This window comes from Paenibacillus sp. Y568 (assembly GCF_059445545.1).
The window spans coordinates 260,473-278,277 of record NZ_JCAIUM010000004.1 but is presented as its reverse complement, the minus strand read 5'-3'; the positions used below and the strand labels follow the sequence as shown (position 1 = coordinate 278,277).

Below are 17,805 nucleotides of genomic sequence, written 5' to 3'. Positions count from 1 at the left end.
AGTTCTCTCCTTCCTGCTGTCTTTCGTCATAGGCATCATATGCAGGAACATGGGCCGTTGTCACAGATGCCTAAACTTTCTCATGAAAAGTAAAATGAAAACGGGCATACCGTTCTTCTACAAAGACGACCCCGTTTCAGCGGAAATATAAATAGGCTCACTCGTCAAGCACATTCGTCCATACCAATTGTCCCAATAAATAGTACACTGATGAGAACACATAATGACCTGAACCGAATATCAAACAAGGAGGAACGGTCATGCAACCATATGTTGGTATACTGCTAAATGCAAGCATGCACCGAGGCATACCTCGCCGTAAAACCGGTCAGGAATCACTATCCAATTATGAGGAAGGAGCCCTGTTAGTTGGATTGATCCCTTGTTTTTTACGGCTAGAAGATATCGATGTAGAGACCGGACGGTGTATTGCCTATATCAAGAATAAGTACGATTATGTACCCGTGAATATCCCCATTCCGAAGGTCATTCATAATCGGGCCATTTATTTCAATGAAAGCTCACATGCAAAGATAAGGAAATTGTTACAAGCTGAAATCATGATCTTTAATGTATGTAATCGTTATGGCAAAGATGATATCCATCGTCGACTAGCATCCGACCCTGCATTAAGTGAACACCTTCCCGTAACAAGAAATGCTACACCCGCTGTCATTCGTCATATGATGAAGCGACACAAAGATCTGATCCTGAAGCCGTGTAGTGGTAGCATTGGTCAAGGAATCATGAGACTACGGCGTTCTCATTCTCAATGGATGCTTACGTACTCACGTTCTATTGGAGGATGGAATACGGTCAAACTCAGCAAAGATCAACTTCCTAACATTGTGCTACGTCGCATAACAAGGCATCCTTTCCTCGTACAAGAGCGTATCCCCCTTGCCGAGTATCAAGGTAGTCCATACGACCTTCGAGTAACGGTTCAACGAGGGTTAAGTGGGCTTTGGGAGATGACAGGTTTATATGCGAAGATCGTACCCTCAAGCACATTTGTTTCCAACATTGCACAGGGTGGAACTGCACTCCCCGTAGAATCAGTCATTGCAGATAGCATCCCATCACAATCCCCCTTATTCGTCATCCAACGTATTGAACAGATCGCTTTGCAAATTGCAACTACATTAAGTGCACAATTACCACGACTTGGAGATTTGGGTATGGATATTGGAATCACCGCTAATGGTATCCCCTATTTCATTGAATGTAATGGTAGAGATCAACGTTATGGGTTCCTTAAAGCAGATATGGAGTCCATATGGAAGAAGACATACTATCAACCAATGGCTTATGCTCGTCACTTGTTAGAAATTGATATCTACAATAAAAGTCTTTCCATGTATCATTTATATTAGAAAAAAGGAGATCGTCCCAAATGTCATTAAATTGACTGGGGCTTCTCCTTTTTTCATGTCATCAAGTCGTTACTTAAATTATGTAAAAAGACAAGAATGAATTGATTTAAAATCTAATCTATGTCAATATATTGCAGAGCGCTTACGTAATGTCTGAAGGGAGAAAAACCATGGCAAAAAGAATACTACGGCTGATGACAGAGCTCTCCTCAAGAAAATCGATATCCCAAATCATGGGCCGCTTTTCTCATAGTAGTGTAAGCCGCTACGTCATCCCAACATTTATTAAAAACTATCAAATTCCCGTGTCTGAAGCGGAGAAAGACATACGTGAATACCGTACACTTAACGCGTTCTTTACACGACGACTAAAACCAGGAATGAGACCTATTGATTCCAATGACCATTCCTTAACGAGTCCAGTAGACGCCTTAATTACAGCAATGGGTAAGATCTCTGCAGGTACAATTCTGAATGTAAAAGGTCAAGATTATTCCATACAGGATATTCTACATCATTCTCCTCATCTAGAGCTCTATAAGAATGGCTATGTATTTGTACTTTACTTAAGTCCTACTGACTATCATCGTATTCACTCGCCGGTGACGGGTGTGCAGACAGAAAGTGAACATATTCGTGGGCGCGTCTATCCCGTAAATGATTTTGGAATGACACATATGCCTTCTGTATTATGCCGTAATGAAAGACTCATCACCTATATATCACATTCATTTGGAGAAGTAGCCGTCGTAAAAGTCGGGGCCATGAACGTGAGTAGCATTCAATATACGGATGTCTCTGTGACGAAATGGAACAAAGGTGATGATCTCGCCTATTTCGAATTTGGATCGACGGTCGTTCTTCTGATGGAGAACGAAACCTTTACACCTCGAGAAGATCTCAAACCCGGAGATGCTGTGCGTATGGGACAACGTTTAGGTGATCTTCATGCTCCAACGCCTCGTGTGAACAACTAAGATTTGCGATGTAATAGATTAAGAATGATGCGGTGAAACCAACGATCGGGTAACCATTGTTTCATTAACATCGTTATGGATGTCCCCCGAGGGAGAGCATAACGAAATGCTGGTGAATGAACAGTGGCTACCTTTGCGATTAATTTCGCTACATCCGAGGGATCCCCGCTCTCAGTCGCACTTCGTTGTGAATATTGCAGAATAGAATCTAGTAAACCTTTATACGGAGAATGGGATGCCATACTCATCTGAGAGAAGCTCTTTCCCCAGATGGGAGTCCCATAAGCTCCAGGTTCTATTAGAACCACATCTATATTGAATGGTTTCACTTCCATAGCGAGGCATTCACTGAATCCTTCTACTGCGAATTTCGAAGATGCATAAGGACCGAACCCTGGAAACCCCACTTGACCACTAATACTACTCATCTGAATAATCCTCCCCCTTTCCCCCTCTCTCATTAAAGGTAGAACCGCTTGAGTCACACAGACCATACCTATGAAATTAATCTCCATCTGTTCCTTCCACTTAGATAATGAAATTTCCTCAATCATGCCACCCATAGCTATTCCCGCATTATTAACTAGAACATCTATACGGCCGTATTGTACTGTCATTTGCTCCACTACATGGTGAACCTGTTCTTCATTCCGAACATCCATCTGTACCACGTGAATCCGTGTTTCCACACCCGCTATCTTGGAAGCGTTCCTTAACGGCGTTTGATCCTCCGGGTTACGCATACCTGACACAACGGTAAACCCGATACGCGCTAATTCAACACTCACAAGTAAACCGAATCCACTAGAACACCCTGTAACAAGAGCTACTTTACCCTCGTTATTCTGTCTCATGCTGATACCCTCTCCTTCCTATATTTAACTTCATCATATGCCAACAAAAGAATTAACAAAAAAACAACTTCAGATCCATTACATGTCCAAAGTTGCCTTTATTCGCGTTCATATACACCATTCCAAACCATTCGCTCTAACGAATCTCGGATGGATTCTGACCGGTATATTGCTTGAATTGCCTACTGAAAAAAAAGATATCCCGATATCCTAAAGTATCTGCCACCTCTGTCACATTCATGCCTGCATATAACAACAAATGTTGTGCACGTTCAATCCGTGTTTTGATAATGTAGGACTGAACCGGCGAACCTATTAAATCTTTAAATTTAATTGAGAAATAGCGTGGTGACAACCCCGCACGCGCTGCCAGATCTTCCACACGATGCGGAATTCCTGGATGTTGGCGTATGTAGTTAGCTATTTCATGTATGGCCTCTGTCAATTGATTACTAATGACTTTTAGAACAGGTTGGTCCCGATCCTCACGTAACAAATGAATCATGAGTTGCTTGAGAATGAGTTGTCCCTCTTCCTTAGCAGCGTAGGTATTTACCAGAAATAGACGTACGTATCTAGCCAGCATATATTCAAAGTCAACGGTTTCTCGTATGATTCGATAGGGAAGTGGAATCTCTGTCACGGGTTCCAACACATCAAAGTGAATATAACTCAGAACCAGTGGTTTCTGTGGATTGTGAACAGCACTTGTATGATCTCCCGGTCGAAAGAGAAAACAGCTTCCTTTACCAATCTCATAAGTCTCATCATTCCTTTTGAGCGTACCCTCACCACTCCAAACATAGAATAGATCATAATTGGGTAATGCTTTCTCTCGTTTCTGCCATTTCCAACTAGGTTCACATACAATTTTGGCTAAAGAAGGTTTGATCTCAAAAGAGGACGGCGAAGCATGTAGCATGTCGTATATCCCCCCTTTGTTAAAGTAATCGACTATCGACTACACGCTTTGTAATTGCTTATATTTGTTCTTATTTTTGTTCAACGATCAACCCCTGTCGGGCTTGAACTTCACAATCTGTCATTGCAAATAATTGTTGCACATCCTGCCATGCTTGTGCAAGTCGATTTACACCCTCTACCATCTGATCTTCATCAAGATGTGCAAATCCAAAACAAGCTGCTAGAGGACCCGGTGAGATTCTATAGGATGTAGCATCCTTAAATTCCACACCTCTTCGTCTTGCTTCTACTTTGAAAACGTCATATTCTTCTGATGATCCCTGCCATAATGCATACACATGCAGTCCTGCATCCCCAGGAATACAGTGGAAAATATCACCAATCCGTTCAGACATCAGTGTACATAATTGATTGTGTCGTGCGCTATATATCCGAGTCATCCTTCTTAAATGTCGCTTATAGTGTCCATGTGCCATGAAATGTGCAAGTGCCCTCTGTTCTAATAACCCCGGTGAGATAGGATCATAGAATGCTTTGGCTCGCACTACAGGCTCCACAAGGGCATTCGGGATTAATGCGTAACCTAACCGTAATCCGGCAAACATCGTCTTTGAGAAAGAACCTAAATATATCACTCTACCATCATGATCTAACGCTTTTAGCGGTTCAATGGGCCTACCCCCGAATCTGAACTCACTATCATAGTCATCTTCTATAATCATGCCCTCTTGTTTCTGTACCCACTCCAACAGTCGCCTACGTCGTTCCAAAGAGAGTACTGCTCCCGTAGGAAAATGACGGCTAGGCGTCACAAAGAGCACTCGAGCATCCCAAGCCTCTGGTATTAACCCTTCCTCATCTACAACGCCTTGTACAATGGTACCACCACAGGCGTGAACTGCTTTGTGAATACCACTGTAACCCGGATCTTCTACCACAACTCGATCACCTTCATTTACTACAAGCTGGGAAAGAATCGCAATTCCCTGCATAGATCCGCTAAATAAAACGATATTTGTAGCATTCACTGTAATTCCACGGGTGGTTCGAAGATAGCCTGCAATCACCTCACGTAATTGAAGATCTCCTTCGGGACGGGCAGGAAGCTCTAAATCTCCTCCCCCTTTTCCACCTGCATAAGCTAGAGCGCTACGCCACTCATCATAAGGAAAAAACGCCATAGGAGGCGATTCAGGAACAAAACTGACCATCCCCTGACGCTTCTGATTATCATAGGAAGTTTGCTGTTGACTCATTAATCGTAATCCCCAAGAAGAAAGAGTGATCTCTGCGCTAGTTGTTTGCTCTTCCGATACAGGAGAGGGACCCGCATGAGTCACAAAAGTCCCCTTACCCACTACCATTTGAACGTACCCTTCTGCAAGTAACATATCGTAGCTTTGGGCGACTGAACCACGCGAGATATCATAAAGATTCGCTAAATATCGAGTAGAAGGAAGCTTGGAACCTGCAGCAAGTCTCCCCGCTAGGATAGCGTCACGTAATGCATAATATATCGCTAAATACTTATACCGATATTCCTCTAAATAAGAGTCCAGTGGCAAAGCCAGTTCCATTCATTCAGCTCCTCTATTGAAAATGTATCAAGTGGACTATAAATTATAATCTAAATTGGATCTTTTTACTTGTCAATCAATATCATACGATGAACCTATGAGGTTGAAGATTAGACCCTACCATTTATAGATTAGGAGACCATTGACTATGAGAAGACAGGAATTTAGTGTACAAGAAGAAGTAGAACTGAACCAATTTTTATCGAAAATGACCTTCGGCTTTCTGGGGACAGTTGATGAGAAGGGTCACCCCCGCGTGACTCCACTTAATTTCGTATATGATCAAGGTTTCTTCTATTTCCATGGAAGTCGTGTTGGAGAAAAAATGAATCATATGCGTTCCAATGATCAGGTTAGTTTTACAGTCGCCGATGAATATGCGCTGATTCCTTCCTACTTCAGCGACCCTGCATTAGCTTGTCCTGCCACCTCTTACTTCAAAAGCGTAACGGTAAGCGGTACCGCTGAAGTCGTTAATGACCTCACGGACAAAGAGAGGATATTTACTTTGTTTATGAAAAAACTACAACCAGAGGGAGGGTATGATCCCATTGATCCTACTGACCCTCGATATACCTCACGGCTACGTGGCGTCGCAGTCATGAGAATACAAACTCAGCATCTATCTGCCAAATTTAAGTTCGGTCAGAATCTATCTAAAGACGCCGCAGATCATGTTATAAGTGGTCTTGAATCCAGAGGTTGTACTCGTGATCAAGAGACCATTGAGCAAATGAAAAAATACTGTCCCCATTTGCAGTAATAAAGTATTTGTCAGTGACTGTTCTCATGCAAAGTGGTATAATATGATCCATTAAAGCTGGAAATTTACAACCATTAAACAGACTTGGAAGGATGGAACGCATGAACCCACTTGCTGGACAATTGAATGAGAGCATGAAAGCTGGAAATTCACACGTATATGACATGTTATCAAATCTTGGAAGAGAGATTTATTTCCCTAAGGAGGGAATTCTTAGTCAATCGGCTGAAGCAGCAGCCCATGCCAAGAAATATAATGCCACGATTGGAATTGCTACCGAGAATGGAGTTCCAATGCATTTAAGCGTGATTCAAGACAAGTTGTCAGCATTCCAACCCAAGGATCTATACAGTTATGCTCCTCCTGCAGGAAAGCCAGAGCTTCGAACGGTATGGCGCAGCAAGATGTTACAAGAGAACCCTTCGTTACAAGAGAAGTCCTTTGGTAACCCCGTTGTAACCAATGCACTAACACATGGCCTCAGTATTGTTGCAGATTTATTCGTCGATGAGGGCGATGCTGTAATATATCCTGATAAGAATTGGGAGAATTACGAGCTTACGTTTGGTATACGTCGCCATGGTGAGTGTATTAACTATCCGCTTTTCACAGAAGAGATGACTTTCAATAGTGCTGGGTTACGGGAAGCATTACTAGCTCAACAAGATAAAGGTAAAGCCATTGTCCTGCTCAACTTCCCTAACAATCCAACAGGATACACACCTGGACTACAGGAAGGCGAAGAGATTGTAGCTGTTATTAAAGAAGCAGCAGAAGCTGGTATTAATGTTGTTGTCGTGACGGATGATGCCTATTTCGCTCTATTCTTCGAAGATTCACTTAAGGAATCCTTATTTGGTAAGCTTGCAGGAATTCACCCACGTGTGCTTGCAGTTAAAGTCGATGGAGCTACCAAAGAGGAATTCGTGTGGGGCTTCCGAGTTGGATTCATTACCTATGCTTCAGAGAATAAGGATGTCCTAGCTGCTTTGGAACAAAAAACACTTGGTATCATTCGTGCGACCATTTCTAGCGGGCCACATCCTTCACAAACATTTATACTTGAAGCACTCAAAGCACCTGAATTCGCCGCGCAAAAAGAAGAGAAATTCCAAATTATGAAGGGCCGTGCGAATCGTGTGAAAGCGTTGTTGAACAACACTAAATACGATGATGTATGGGAATACTACCCTTTTAACTCTGGTTATTTCATGTGTTTGAAATTGAAGACAGTAACGGCTGAAGCGCTACGTAACCACTTGCTTCTTGAATATGGTGTGGGAACCATCGCTTTGGGTGAAACCGACTTAAGAATTGCCTTTTCATGTATTGAAGAGGAACATCTTGAGGATTTATATCATTTGGTTTATCAAGGCATTCAGGATTTACAATCCCTCTCTAACTAATTTCACCTAGGGTATTACCCATTTTTATTGTCATGGTGTAAGGCCCAATCACCCCTTTCTTCTCATTCATAGAATACGGTGTATCACAGATTACATCATGATTTATGAAAGGGGAATAAACATGAGTGGAGTAAATGAAGTTAGAGGCGGTTGTGGTTGCGGCGTCGGTGGTGGAATGTTTACTAACACAGGTGCGATCTTAGTCCTTTTCATCTTGTTGGTTATCATCACACGCGCTTTGTGGGTATAATGATTGATTAAGATTTCCTATATGAATGACAAGAGGTCGAGGGCATTATCCCTCGACCTCTTTTTGAATGATGATCTAGTCATCATCATTGTTTTTATTCGCTTTACGCGAAAGTATCGTTCTAATAATAAATGACATCACAAGTCCTGCTATAAGCGTACTGATCGTTAGACCTATATGTTGCCATCCGTCCCCCCATAATGGTAGCCAGAGAATCACAGCTACTAACATATGTACCTGGAATACAAATGTTGTGACATTATGCTGTCGACTATTTGCAGGAATCGGATAGACGTTCAGCCAGAAGGAATCTCGATGATACCCTTGTAGCGATGATAGTTGCACACCTACTAAGAACAGAAAGAACAAATAAATACCACTTCCAAGTATGCTTCCTCTTGTCCACCACACTAGTAGTATTCCTAATACCCCTGCACGTACCACAATGCCTAATATATCACTGCGTACAAAACTTTTGGTAATAAGATACCGGTAAGCTGCACTTGGTTTCCATAATACCCGGTTACCAGCCTTTGCAAGTAATCTTCTAGGATACACACGTTGTTGATGCTCTGGAACACTAACGAACCAGCCTAATACCAACATTACCCGACCAATCTGCGATTCTTCTTTCGCAATTAATCGCTCCCAAGCAACTAAATGCTTCACAGGATAGGACACTGCAATGACATAAGTTACTACTATAAGTAACACATAAATCAGGCTTTTTCCTATCGGCTCCCATAACCATGCTGCTAATGCTAAAGCCATCACTGCCCATCGGAGCAAGCGAAACCACTTCGAGGCTCGGATTGACACCATCGATTGCTCTTTCCAACCCCCATAACTAGCAACTAGCTTCAATATACAAAGAAAGATGAGAAATATCCAAAATGACTTAGGTGATTCGTCACTGCGCACGTATAACGGCCAAGCGGTCAAGAATACCAAAGCAAGTCCAACTAACTTATACATAACCCCACTAACCCAGCTACCTGATAAATAATTCTTCATCTTAGATTCCTGAGGTATCAAGAATACAATATCGGGTGACTTTAGATACGTTCGAAAACTACTATGTACAGTCAATGGGAGAAGGATAACCAACATAATCCAGCGAATAGGAAGCCCCTCAGGAATGTTCTGTACTAGCGATGTATACCACGCAGAGAAGGCAATAAATGCGAATAGAAATAACACAGCCACGCCACTTTGCATGACATACCCTAAATAAGGAATAATCTCTCCCCAAAATTGACGGCGTCGTTGTATCCGAAGATTCTTCAGATCCATATTCAGACCCTACCCTGTACGAGTGTGTAGAAAAGTTCCTCCAGTGGAGCGCCCGGTTTGCCAGCTTGTTCAGCAATTTGTTCAAGCGTACCATGAGCAATGATACTTCCCTGATGCATCACGATAAAACGATCGCAATAGTTCTCAATCGTTGATAAAATATGAGAACTTAATAGAATAGAGGATCCTCCGGCTTTTAGTTCCATCATGAAATCTAATAGTGAACGAATACCAAGAGGGTCTAAACCTAGAAAGGGTTCATCAATAATATAAAGGGATGGACGAGCTACAAAAGCACACATAATCATAACTTTTTGCTTCATCCCTTTAGATAAGTGTATGGATAGACTATCCATCTTATCTTCCATCCGGAATAATGCAGATAGTTTACCTGAACGTTCCTCAAAGTCCTCTTTGGTTACACCATAGGCTCTTGCCGTAAATTCTAGGTGCTCTCTAACCGTCATCTCCTCATAAAGTAACGGAGATTCCGGTACGAAGGCCAGCGCACTGTGGTACACTTCAGAGTCTTCCTCTCTCTTCTTCCCTTTGACACGAATCTCACCCTTCTGAGGTGTCATTAATCCCAAAATATGCTTCATCGTTGTACTTTTACCCGCACCATTCAGTCCGATTAGACCGACCATTTCCCCAGTACCGACTTGAAAGTTAACATCATGAAGCACTGGACGGTTGAGACTGTAACCTCCAGTAAGTCCTTGAATTTCTAATACAGGTATATCGCTCATTATCCTCACCTCGTTATGATAAATTATCATCATGTAACAAGAAGCTAGAAGCGGTTGTTCTAATATCTGTAGAGAATACGATTCACTATTCTACAGAGAACAACCTAACTTCCAGATGACCCGTTACTTATTTTAAGAGCGTGGTGGCTTATTCTTCAACCACTTCGGTGCACCCTTATTTTTACGAATCCGCTCCCGCTCACTTTTACTAGCCCCAGTATGTTTTGTTGATTTACGAGGAACCTCAGTAGCCGGAATAGGTTGTACTGGAACTTCAAGCTCTACCTTTGGTTGCGATACCTGTGTACGTTCGGTACTAATAGGTCGGTCCAATGGGCGATTCCTTTGCGTTGCAACTTCTTTGTTATGAGTTAGCTTGTCCGGTTCACCACGTTTCGGACGATCGTCACCTTTGCGGTAGGAAGTTGCCTCTTCTCTAGAAGAGATAGATGCTCTTGACATCGGTACCTCTTGCCCAGGTTCAATAACCTTTCCTCCAAACATCGACCGAAGCCCAATAGGAGTCTTCAATTCTTTCGTAAATTTCTTAATAATAAACTCTTGTCGATCTGTAACAATGGACAGTACCATCCCACTACGACCCATTCTTCCCGTCCGTCCAGCACGATGCACATAATGCTCAGAATCGATCGGTGGATCGAAGTTTACGACCATTGTTAAACCTTCAATATCCAGTCCACGTGCAGCTAGATCACTAGCTACTAGAACCTTGAATTTGCCATTACGGAAACGTTCAAGCACCCCACTACGTGCCATCTTGTCTGCATCTCCATAAAGTGCTTGAGTGCTAAGCCCTAAATGATTCATCTTCGCTTCTACTTCTGCAATATCCTTTGTTGCATTCACGAATACAATCACTTTTTGTGGGTTGTAATGACGAATAAGACGACGGAGCGTATCCGGCTTATCTCGTTCTTGTGCAATGAAATAGAGATGTTCTAGTCCTTTTGCCGTCATTTGTTCAGGCTCAATTCCTACCTCTACTGGCTCTTTCATCTCTTTCTTCACAAGTGCTGCTGTCGCTTTGCTAACGGTAGCAGAGAGAAACACCAGTTGGCGATCACGCGCCGCACTTCGAATAATACGTTCTACATCTCCTCCAGAACCAAGGTCGAATACTTGATCAACCTCATCTACAACAATAGTAGTAACGGTATGCATCTTGATCTTACGCATTTCAATTAATTCTTTTATTCTACCGGGAGTACCTACAACTAATTGAGGATGATTTTTTAGTTTCTCAACTTGACGTTTCATAGCTGCTCCACCAATGAGGCCTAACACACGAATTCCTCTATGTTGTCCGTAACGTTCACCTTCACGTACAATTTGCATGGCAAGTTCTTGCGTTGGAGCTAGAATCATCTTTTGTATAGATTTAACATCAGGGTTAATGCCATGCAAGATTGGAAGCAAGAAAGCAAGTGTCTTACCCGTACCGGTCTGTGAATGTGCGAGGACATCCTTACCTTCTATCATTGCTGGAATCACCTCAGACTGAACAGCTGAAGGTTCGTTTATTTCAAACTCAGAAAGCTTATTTACTAAATCCGTTGGAATACCTAGTTGTTCAAAAGAAGTTAAATTCATGTAAGTCCATCCTTTATGTTCAAATCATTCTTATTCATTATATGCTAAAATAGATATCCCACCAAATTCTTATGCAATTTATTATGTAGATTTCTAAATTAACCATGCTTCTCAACAAAAAACCGACTCCCTTGAGCCGGCTCTCTCTTTATTTCTTATTCATCATGCCATACGTTAATTTGTCCGCCAACCGTGGAAACAGTTGGTAGAAACGTATACCGATCGCGGCTAACCGTGGTAAGTTAATCTCTTCTTGCTTACGCTCAATAAGTCTGACCATCTTACGAGCCACGAGTTCTGGTTTCATCATGAACCAATTGACATTGGCGACATATTTCCCTGAGGGATCTGCTAACTCAAAAAAAGGCGTATCGATAGGTCCTGGATTAACCGTCGATACCGTTATTCCTGTTCCACGTAGTTCTTGTCGCAGACTATTACTAAATCCATATACCGCATGTTTAGTTGCTGTGTATGAAGTGGATTGAGCTGTTCCAATCTTCGCTGCCATAGAAGCGACGTTCACGATCTGCCCTTCTCCTTTGGGTAGCATGTAAGATAATGCGGCTTTTGTACATCGAACGGTTCCCATGTAATTGACATCCATCATTTCACTATATTCATCTACAGACATATCAAGGATGGATTCAAATTTACCGTAGCCTGCGTTATTCATAAGCACATCTATTCTACCGTATTGTTCTATGACTTGGCTCATCGCATGTTGTACTTGATCGGTTTGCGTCACATCTACCACCATTAGCTTATGTGGACCTGATAACTTTGCACCGATGGATGCTAAGCGTCCTGAAGAACGTGCCATTAATACGGGGATAGCCCCTTGCTCAGAAATATACCTTGCAACTAACGCACCAATACCACTTGAAGCTCCTGTTATGACAACGACTTTATCTTGAAGCATGATTTCTTAATCCTCCCAACTTCAAACTGCGCAGAACAAGTATTCTTTTCTACGAAATTTGAACTCCTTAGAATGAGTTTGTTATCTCTATTCTAAGAAATCATCACTTGAATATCCAGTTCACCGATTCCATCCATCATTAAGGGGATGCTGAGTGCCTTTTTTGAAAAGAAGAGAGGATTTTCTTGAGGATTTACAATGACAGGAGGTGTAATGTCAACATTAACTCCTTGATTGAAAAGGATGGTACTAGCATTACCACTAATCATATTGCTAAGTTCTGAGATGGCGCTTTTCCCCATTTCATTCATTTTCGTTAGAATGGTCCCGCCCATCATCGCGGATACTATTTTTAATGCAACTGACTCTTTCAGACCGAATACCACATTACCTGATAATTGCCCTGTCATGCCCACTTGAATCCATATATCACCCTTAACGATTTCAATAATTTTAACTGTTAAATTACCCGTTGAAGGTGATACTCGAATGACTTGTTCAATAACGATCCTTGCGGACTCTAGAAAAGGATTAATTATTTCTGTTTTCATTTTGTAACATGCGCCCCTTTAGACTAGGCTGTTGGTCTTAGCACCAAAAGTCCCGTATATCGTTAGAATAATTATACTTTAAACCCAAAAATATGCTAGTGTTTATTGGAGCATAGCTTCATCAATAGCCCTTCAAACCTATGTTAAATATCAAAAGAAGTACTAACCTTTTATATCATTGTCTCGTTTAGGCTTATGTAATCATAAATCCACTTCTTCTTTATCGGTCTTTTACCCTATTTTTTGAATGGCAATGCTACAAAATATTAAGAATAAATGTTGAGTTTCATTGCTCTGGCCTAGTAGATCATCTATAATTTTAAATAATGGACTTATGAACGAATTAATATACAGATATAAGAATAGCTAGAGGAGGGATGACGTGAACATCAGTCAGTTAGAAACACTTGTGACCATTTCTAAGACGATGAGTTTTCGAAAAGCTGGAGAATTACTCAACCTTACTCAACCAGCCGTATCAGCTCAGATTAAAAGCCTAGAGGACGAGTTTAATACTGTGCTTGTGGATCGTAACCAACCTGTGACGTTAACAGACCGCGGTGAGGTATTCCTTGAACATTCCGAACGTATTCTATCTATCGTAGAAGAACTTAAACAACGGCTCTCTGATTTAAGCGAGACTCCTCAAGGACCTATCGTCCTTGGAACAACCACTTCAATAGCGATTCAAATGTTACCACGCGTACTTTTTTATTTTCAGGATCAATTCCCCCTCATCAAAACGACAATCCAGTCTATGTCTTCTGGCCAAGTATATACTAGCGTAGAGAACGGCCAAGTGGATGTCGGGATTGGATACCTCATTGAGCGTAATCCGAACTTAATGACGTCTGTGCTTTACTATGACACTTTTGAATTGGTCATTTCTACTAAACATCCTCTATCCAAAAATTCTGTCGCTACGATTGAAGTATTGCGCGATCTCCCCCTTATTTTGCTCACACATGATACCGTAGGCCGTAAATTCGCGGATGAGATTTTTAAGAAACATAAAATCACCCCAAATGTAGTTATGGAGCTCTCAAGTAGTGAGGAAATAAAACGGATGGTCGAATTAAACTTAGGTGCGGCTATTATCTCCAAACTATCTGTCGCTAGCGAATTACGTTTAGGTACATTGAAGATCGTTCCTCTTTTTGAGCTTGAAGTTACTCACCCCGTGGGTGTAATCTATAAATCAGGAAGATACCTGAATTCCGCAATGCAACAATTTCTGAGCGATCTCAAAGGTATGCCTGAATCGCAATTTATAAGTTCCGAATAATTCAACTTAAGGAGTGTTACATCATGAAATTTGACATTCATACCCACCATTATCGTTGTGGACATGCAGAGGGAAATATCCGAGACTATATTGAATCGGCAATCTCTTCTGGACTACAGGTCATTGGTATCTCAGATCATTCGCCCTACTTTGCTAAAGAAGAAGATATGGGTAATCCAGGCGTAGCAATGGGGAAATCTGAGATGGAAGGTTATGTACAAGAGGTACTTCAACTTAAACAGGAATACGCAGGAACGATTGATGTATTGTTAGGGATGGAATCCGATTATTTTCCAGATCATGTTGAACTTTATCGAAATACTTTTGCTAAATATCCCTTTGACTACATCATTGGATCTGTCCATCATGTGTACGAGGACAGTATTTTCAATAAGGATCAGTGGATCGGTCTAGATTCTGAACAACAGCTTTCCATCAAAAAAGAATATTACCGATTGATTCAAGGATCCGCAAAAAGTGGCCTTTTTCAAGTTCTTGGACACATAGACGCCATGAAGGGAAATTACCCTGGATTCTCCGATATCCCTGCTGCTGAGACCATTGATGAGACATTACAGGTTATAGCTACCTGCGGTGTTGCTATTGAGATTAATACATCCGGCAGAATGAAATTAAGTGGTGGATGGTACCCTTCGGATGACATTCTTGAGAGAGCACTTCATTATGGAGTAGATGTGACTTTTGGATCCGATTCTCACCATCCTAATCGTATAGGAGATGACTTCTCAAAAGTAAGCGCAAAACTCAAAGAAATTGGCTTTAAAGAATGGGTCTATTATAAACAGAAACAAAAACAAATCGTTTCACTTCTGTAATCCTATAAACAGACAAAAAAATGGACCCGTTATCAACGGGTCCTAGTTCATATATATTTTCAAAAGGGGGTTATGTAATCAGTATAACCACTCACTGTTAGAGTTACGTAACGGCTATATTTCATTTGTGTAACAAACACTGACTTAGACTGAACACCTTAACCGCATGAACTGGCATCTGTGTCCCATCTCTTCTTGGAATTGTTCGTACCCAAGTTAAACCGTTATTGATCATCACTTTTTCTGAAGCCATATTATCCTCTTGGCATCTTCCCTCGACTTGATGTAACCCAAGCTCCCGAAATCCGAATTCCAACAGAATTCTTAAAGCCTCCGTCGCGATCCCTTGATTCCAGTAAGTACGATCCAGCATATAGGCTAATGTTGCCTTAAATTGAACTCTACTCCAGTGTTGAAATGACATTAACCCTATAATTCCATCCACATTCTTAATCCTGATTCCAAAATGAATAAAACGCTCTACATCACTGTTTAAGATTTGTTCGAGCATTCTTTTTGAACCAAAATAGGAGGTGTGCTGATTATAGGCAGTGGATTGTTGCTCTCGCAGATCAGAGAGAATGGAGCCTAGTCTTGGACCATCCCTCTTTTCAATGGGTCTTAGAAATACACGTGATCCATCAAATGAAGACATATCAATCATATTTGTACCTCATCACATCACAATCCCGACGTTTTGAACGTAAATACGGTTAATTCTGGACTACACAGGAATCTAATAGGTAATTTAGTAACTCCGAACCCACGATTTACATATAACTTCATATCATTGGATTCCATCGAATAGAGTCCCTGAATATAACGTTTCGAACCTTTAGGTGTCATGACTGCCCCCATGAAGGGTAATCGCACTTGCCCCCCATGGCTATGCCCTGATAATTGGAGATCAAAAGGATACGTTGCCGCAGTGTCTGCATAATCCGGTTCATGCATAAGCAACAGGGAAAATGTCCCTTCTGGAACACCCTTTAATGCTTCTTCTGGGTTAGGTCTTCCAATTAAAAGGTCTTCTAATCCCACGATGGCAATCATACTTCCTTCTTTTTTTACGATAACATGTTTATTCTGAAGTACAATAAATCCTGAAGCCTTCAACATACGAATGACTTCACCTGGCTGTCCCCAATGATCATGGTTTCCTAGAATGGCATACTTACCTAATGGCGCATGAAGTGAAGATAAATACGGTACAGCTTGAGCTAGAGGTTCCGCACTATTGTCTACAATATCCCCTGTGAAACAAATGATATCCGGCGATTGACTTGTTATGGTTGCCATTAAACTCTTAATATCCTTCTCGTGAGTATGAAACCCTAGATGCAGATCGCTAAATTGAACCACTTTTAACCCATCAAAGGCAGCGGGTAATCTTGCAAATTCAAGTTCCAGTGACTCAATCGATAGATGTCGAGGTTCCCATAAACTTGCATATCCACCTGTAATTAAACTAGCACCTATCACTGTTGTTGCACTATAACGAAGAAATTGCCTTCTCGTCATCTTCATTTCGCTCCAGTTCTTAGTTGAACGAATTCCAGAGGGTATTGAAGACGAAGATGAAGATGAGTCCAGAGGCTTCTCTTGTTTCGTCATGATGTCACAGCCCCCAATACATAAATTAAATTAACTACCCTGAATTTGAAAAGTATACTGAATCACATCACCATTAGAATAAGCTTCTGAGATACCCATTTGTTGAATAGCTAGCTTGGATACAATGATACATGTCAGTTCAACAGTGAACTTTCTATCAAAGGGAAACGGCGATAGTTCCACTGTATTCACATTCTTCCAGTGTGCTTGAATGATGTTGCCACCCGTACAGTCGAATTCATCAGACATGGGAAAGCCTTCACGCCACCAAGGAAATTCGTGTTCTTTGTCTGCTCCAGGTTCATTTAAACATAAATAGAGCGATAAATCATCACAGAACCTCAATACGTTTAGATCATAGACAAGATCACTATCGGTTTCTAAATCTGTTATTCCTAGCTCTAATTGAATATATTTTCTACGATTCTGTTCTTGCTGCATATACTTTCTGAGAGCAGGATGCTCGATATTAGCTTGGTTCAAAAGTCTGTCGTAATGCATACTGCATAGAAGTGCTGCATATGGACTTTTTAACTGGATTTCGTCCAGTCCTTTACTATAAAAGGTTAATTTCGTAGCAATCGGGAAATCTAAAAATGTATAAGGTGCATGCAAAGCATCATTTAAAAAGGGGTCATCATCTAGATCAATCCAACCTCGGTCATGATCTTTCACGGCATAGACAGCTTCATTCCATCGTTTATTACTTCGAAATATAGTCGAATTCATTGCTGCAGCAAACTCTCCCGCAAGTAATCCATGTTGGTGCTGGTCAACCATAACCCAGTCTTCTTTACGTTCTCTGCATATCATATGAATT

At 41.4% G+C, this 17,805-nt stretch carries 18 protein-coding genes; 7 read left to right on the top strand and 11 right to left on the bottom strand.

The window, feature by feature from the left end; translation table 11 throughout:
• Positions 1-260 precede the first annotated feature (260 nt).
• Positions 261-1,373 (top strand): YheC/YheD family endospore coat-associated protein, encoded by a 1,113-nt coding sequence (locus AC1D7X_RS08180; protein ID WP_495455199.1) that lies wholly within the window; start codon positions 261-263, stop codon positions 1,371-1,373.
• A 170-nt stretch (positions 1,374-1,543) separates the two neighbouring features.
• On the top strand, positions 1,544-2,350 hold the full coding sequence (asd, locus tag AC1D7X_RS08175) for an archaetidylserine decarboxylase (RefSeq protein ID WP_495455198.1): 807 nt from the start codon (positions 1,544-1,546) through the stop codon (positions 2,348-2,350).
• Here asd and AC1D7X_RS08170 read toward each other — a convergent pair.
• The 3 genes from AC1D7X_RS08170 to pdxR form a co-directional block, all read right to left on the bottom strand.
• Positions 2,347-3,204 carry an SDR family oxidoreductase gene (locus AC1D7X_RS08170; RefSeq protein ID WP_495455197.1) on the bottom strand — a complete coding sequence of 286 codons (858 nt, stop codon included), beginning with the start codon at positions 3,202-3,204 and terminating at the stop codon, positions 2,347-2,349. The two genes, asd and AC1D7X_RS08170, sit on opposite strands and share 4 nt — an antisense overlap.
• A gap of 136 nt (positions 3,205-3,340) precedes the next feature.
• On the bottom strand, positions 3,341-4,126 hold the full coding sequence (locus tag AC1D7X_RS08165; protein ID WP_495455196.1) for a helix-turn-helix domain-containing protein: 786 nt from the start codon (positions 4,124-4,126) through the stop codon (positions 3,341-3,343).
• 70 nt (positions 4,127-4,196) lie between these two features.
• Complete coding sequence (gene pdxR, locus AC1D7X_RS08160) at positions 4,197-5,705, bottom strand: MocR-like pyridoxine biosynthesis transcription factor PdxR (RefSeq protein WP_495455195.1); 1,509 nt, start codon at positions 5,703-5,705, stop codon at positions 4,197-4,199.
• 148 nt (positions 5,706-5,853) lie between these two features.
• Here pdxR and AC1D7X_RS08155 point away from each other — a divergent pair, with 148 nt between their 5' ends.
• The 3 genes from AC1D7X_RS08155 (at position 5,854) to AC1D7X_RS08145 (ending at position 8,124) form a co-directional block, all read left to right on the top strand.
• Positions 5,854-6,468, top strand: coding sequence for a pyridoxamine 5'-phosphate oxidase family protein (locus AC1D7X_RS08155; RefSeq protein ID WP_495455194.1), 615 nt, complete (start codon positions 5,854-5,856; stop codon positions 6,466-6,468).
• Positions 6,469-6,569: 101 nt separating this feature from the next.
• On the top strand, positions 6,570-7,874 hold the full coding sequence (locus tag AC1D7X_RS08150) for an aminotransferase class I/II-fold pyridoxal phosphate-dependent enzyme (protein WP_495455306.1): 1,305 nt from the start codon (positions 6,570-6,572) through the stop codon (positions 7,872-7,874).
• 121 nt (positions 7,875-7,995) lie between these two features.
• A complete protein-coding gene (locus AC1D7X_RS08145; protein WP_495455193.1) occupies positions 7,996-8,124 on the top strand; it encodes a hypothetical protein in 129 nt (42 codons plus the stop codon).
• A 75-nt stretch (positions 8,125-8,199) separates the two neighbouring features.
• On the opposite strand, the gene AC1D7X_RS08140 is transcribed toward AC1D7X_RS08145, so the two are convergent.
• From AC1D7X_RS08140 to AC1D7X_RS08120, 5 genes are all read right to left on the bottom strand, one after another.
• Positions 8,200-9,417, bottom strand: coding sequence for an ABC transporter permease (locus tag AC1D7X_RS08140; protein WP_495455192.1), 1,218 nt, complete (start codon positions 9,415-9,417; stop codon positions 8,200-8,202).
• Positions 9,418-9,419: 2 nt separating this feature from the next.
• Positions 9,420-10,166: an ABC transporter ATP-binding protein gene (locus AC1D7X_RS08135; protein WP_495455191.1), complete on the bottom strand. Its 747-nt coding sequence runs from the start codon at positions 10,164-10,166 to the stop codon at positions 9,420-9,422.
• Positions 10,167-10,298: 132 nt separating this feature from the next.
• Entirely contained in the window at positions 10,299-11,777 is a 1,479-nt protein-coding gene (locus AC1D7X_RS08130; RefSeq protein WP_495455190.1) for a DEAD/DEAH box helicase, read from the bottom strand.
• Between the two features lie 148 nt (positions 11,778-11,925).
• The gene (locus AC1D7X_RS08125; protein WP_495455189.1) at positions 11,926-12,699 is read right to left on the bottom strand and encodes an SDR family NAD(P)-dependent oxidoreductase; all 774 of its coding nucleotides are present in this window, start codon (positions 12,697-12,699) and stop codon (positions 11,926-11,928) included.
• A 92-nt stretch (positions 12,700-12,791) separates the two neighbouring features.
• A complete protein-coding gene (locus AC1D7X_RS08120) occupies positions 12,792-13,250 on the bottom strand; it encodes a chemotaxis protein CheX (RefSeq protein ID WP_495455188.1) in 459 nt (152 codons plus the stop codon).
• A 382-nt stretch (positions 13,251-13,632) separates the two neighbouring features.
• Between AC1D7X_RS08120 and AC1D7X_RS08115 the strand changes: the two genes are divergently transcribed.
• Positions 13,633-14,535 carry a LysR family transcriptional regulator gene (locus AC1D7X_RS08115; RefSeq protein WP_495455187.1) on the top strand — a complete coding sequence of 301 codons (903 nt, stop codon included), beginning with the start codon at positions 13,633-13,635 and terminating at the stop codon, positions 14,533-14,535.
• A gap of 23 nt (positions 14,536-14,558) precedes the next feature.
• On the top strand, positions 14,559-15,371 hold the full coding sequence (locus AC1D7X_RS08110; RefSeq protein ID WP_495474984.1) for a histidinol-phosphatase: 813 nt from the start codon (positions 14,559-14,561) through the stop codon (positions 15,369-15,371).
• 121 nt (positions 15,372-15,492) lie between these two features.
• Here AC1D7X_RS08110 and AC1D7X_RS08105 read toward each other — a convergent pair whose 3' ends face one another.
• From AC1D7X_RS08105 to AC1D7X_RS08095, 3 genes are read right to left on the bottom strand one after another with little or no spacing between them, the layout of a single operon-like run.
• Positions 15,493-16,035 (bottom strand): GNAT family N-acetyltransferase, encoded by a 543-nt coding sequence (locus AC1D7X_RS08105; protein WP_495455185.1) that lies wholly within the window; start codon positions 16,033-16,035, stop codon positions 15,493-15,495.
• A 17-nt stretch (positions 16,036-16,052) separates the two neighbouring features.
• Complete coding sequence (locus AC1D7X_RS08100) at positions 16,053-16,985, bottom strand: metallophosphoesterase (protein ID WP_495474983.1); 933 nt, start codon at positions 16,983-16,985, stop codon at positions 16,053-16,055.
• A 30-nt stretch (positions 16,986-17,015) separates the two neighbouring features.
• Positions 17,016-17,798: a DUF3891 family protein gene (locus tag AC1D7X_RS08095; protein WP_495455183.1), complete on the bottom strand. Its 783-nt coding sequence runs from the start codon at positions 17,796-17,798 to the stop codon at positions 17,016-17,018.
• Positions 17,799-17,805 lie beyond the last annotated feature (7 nt).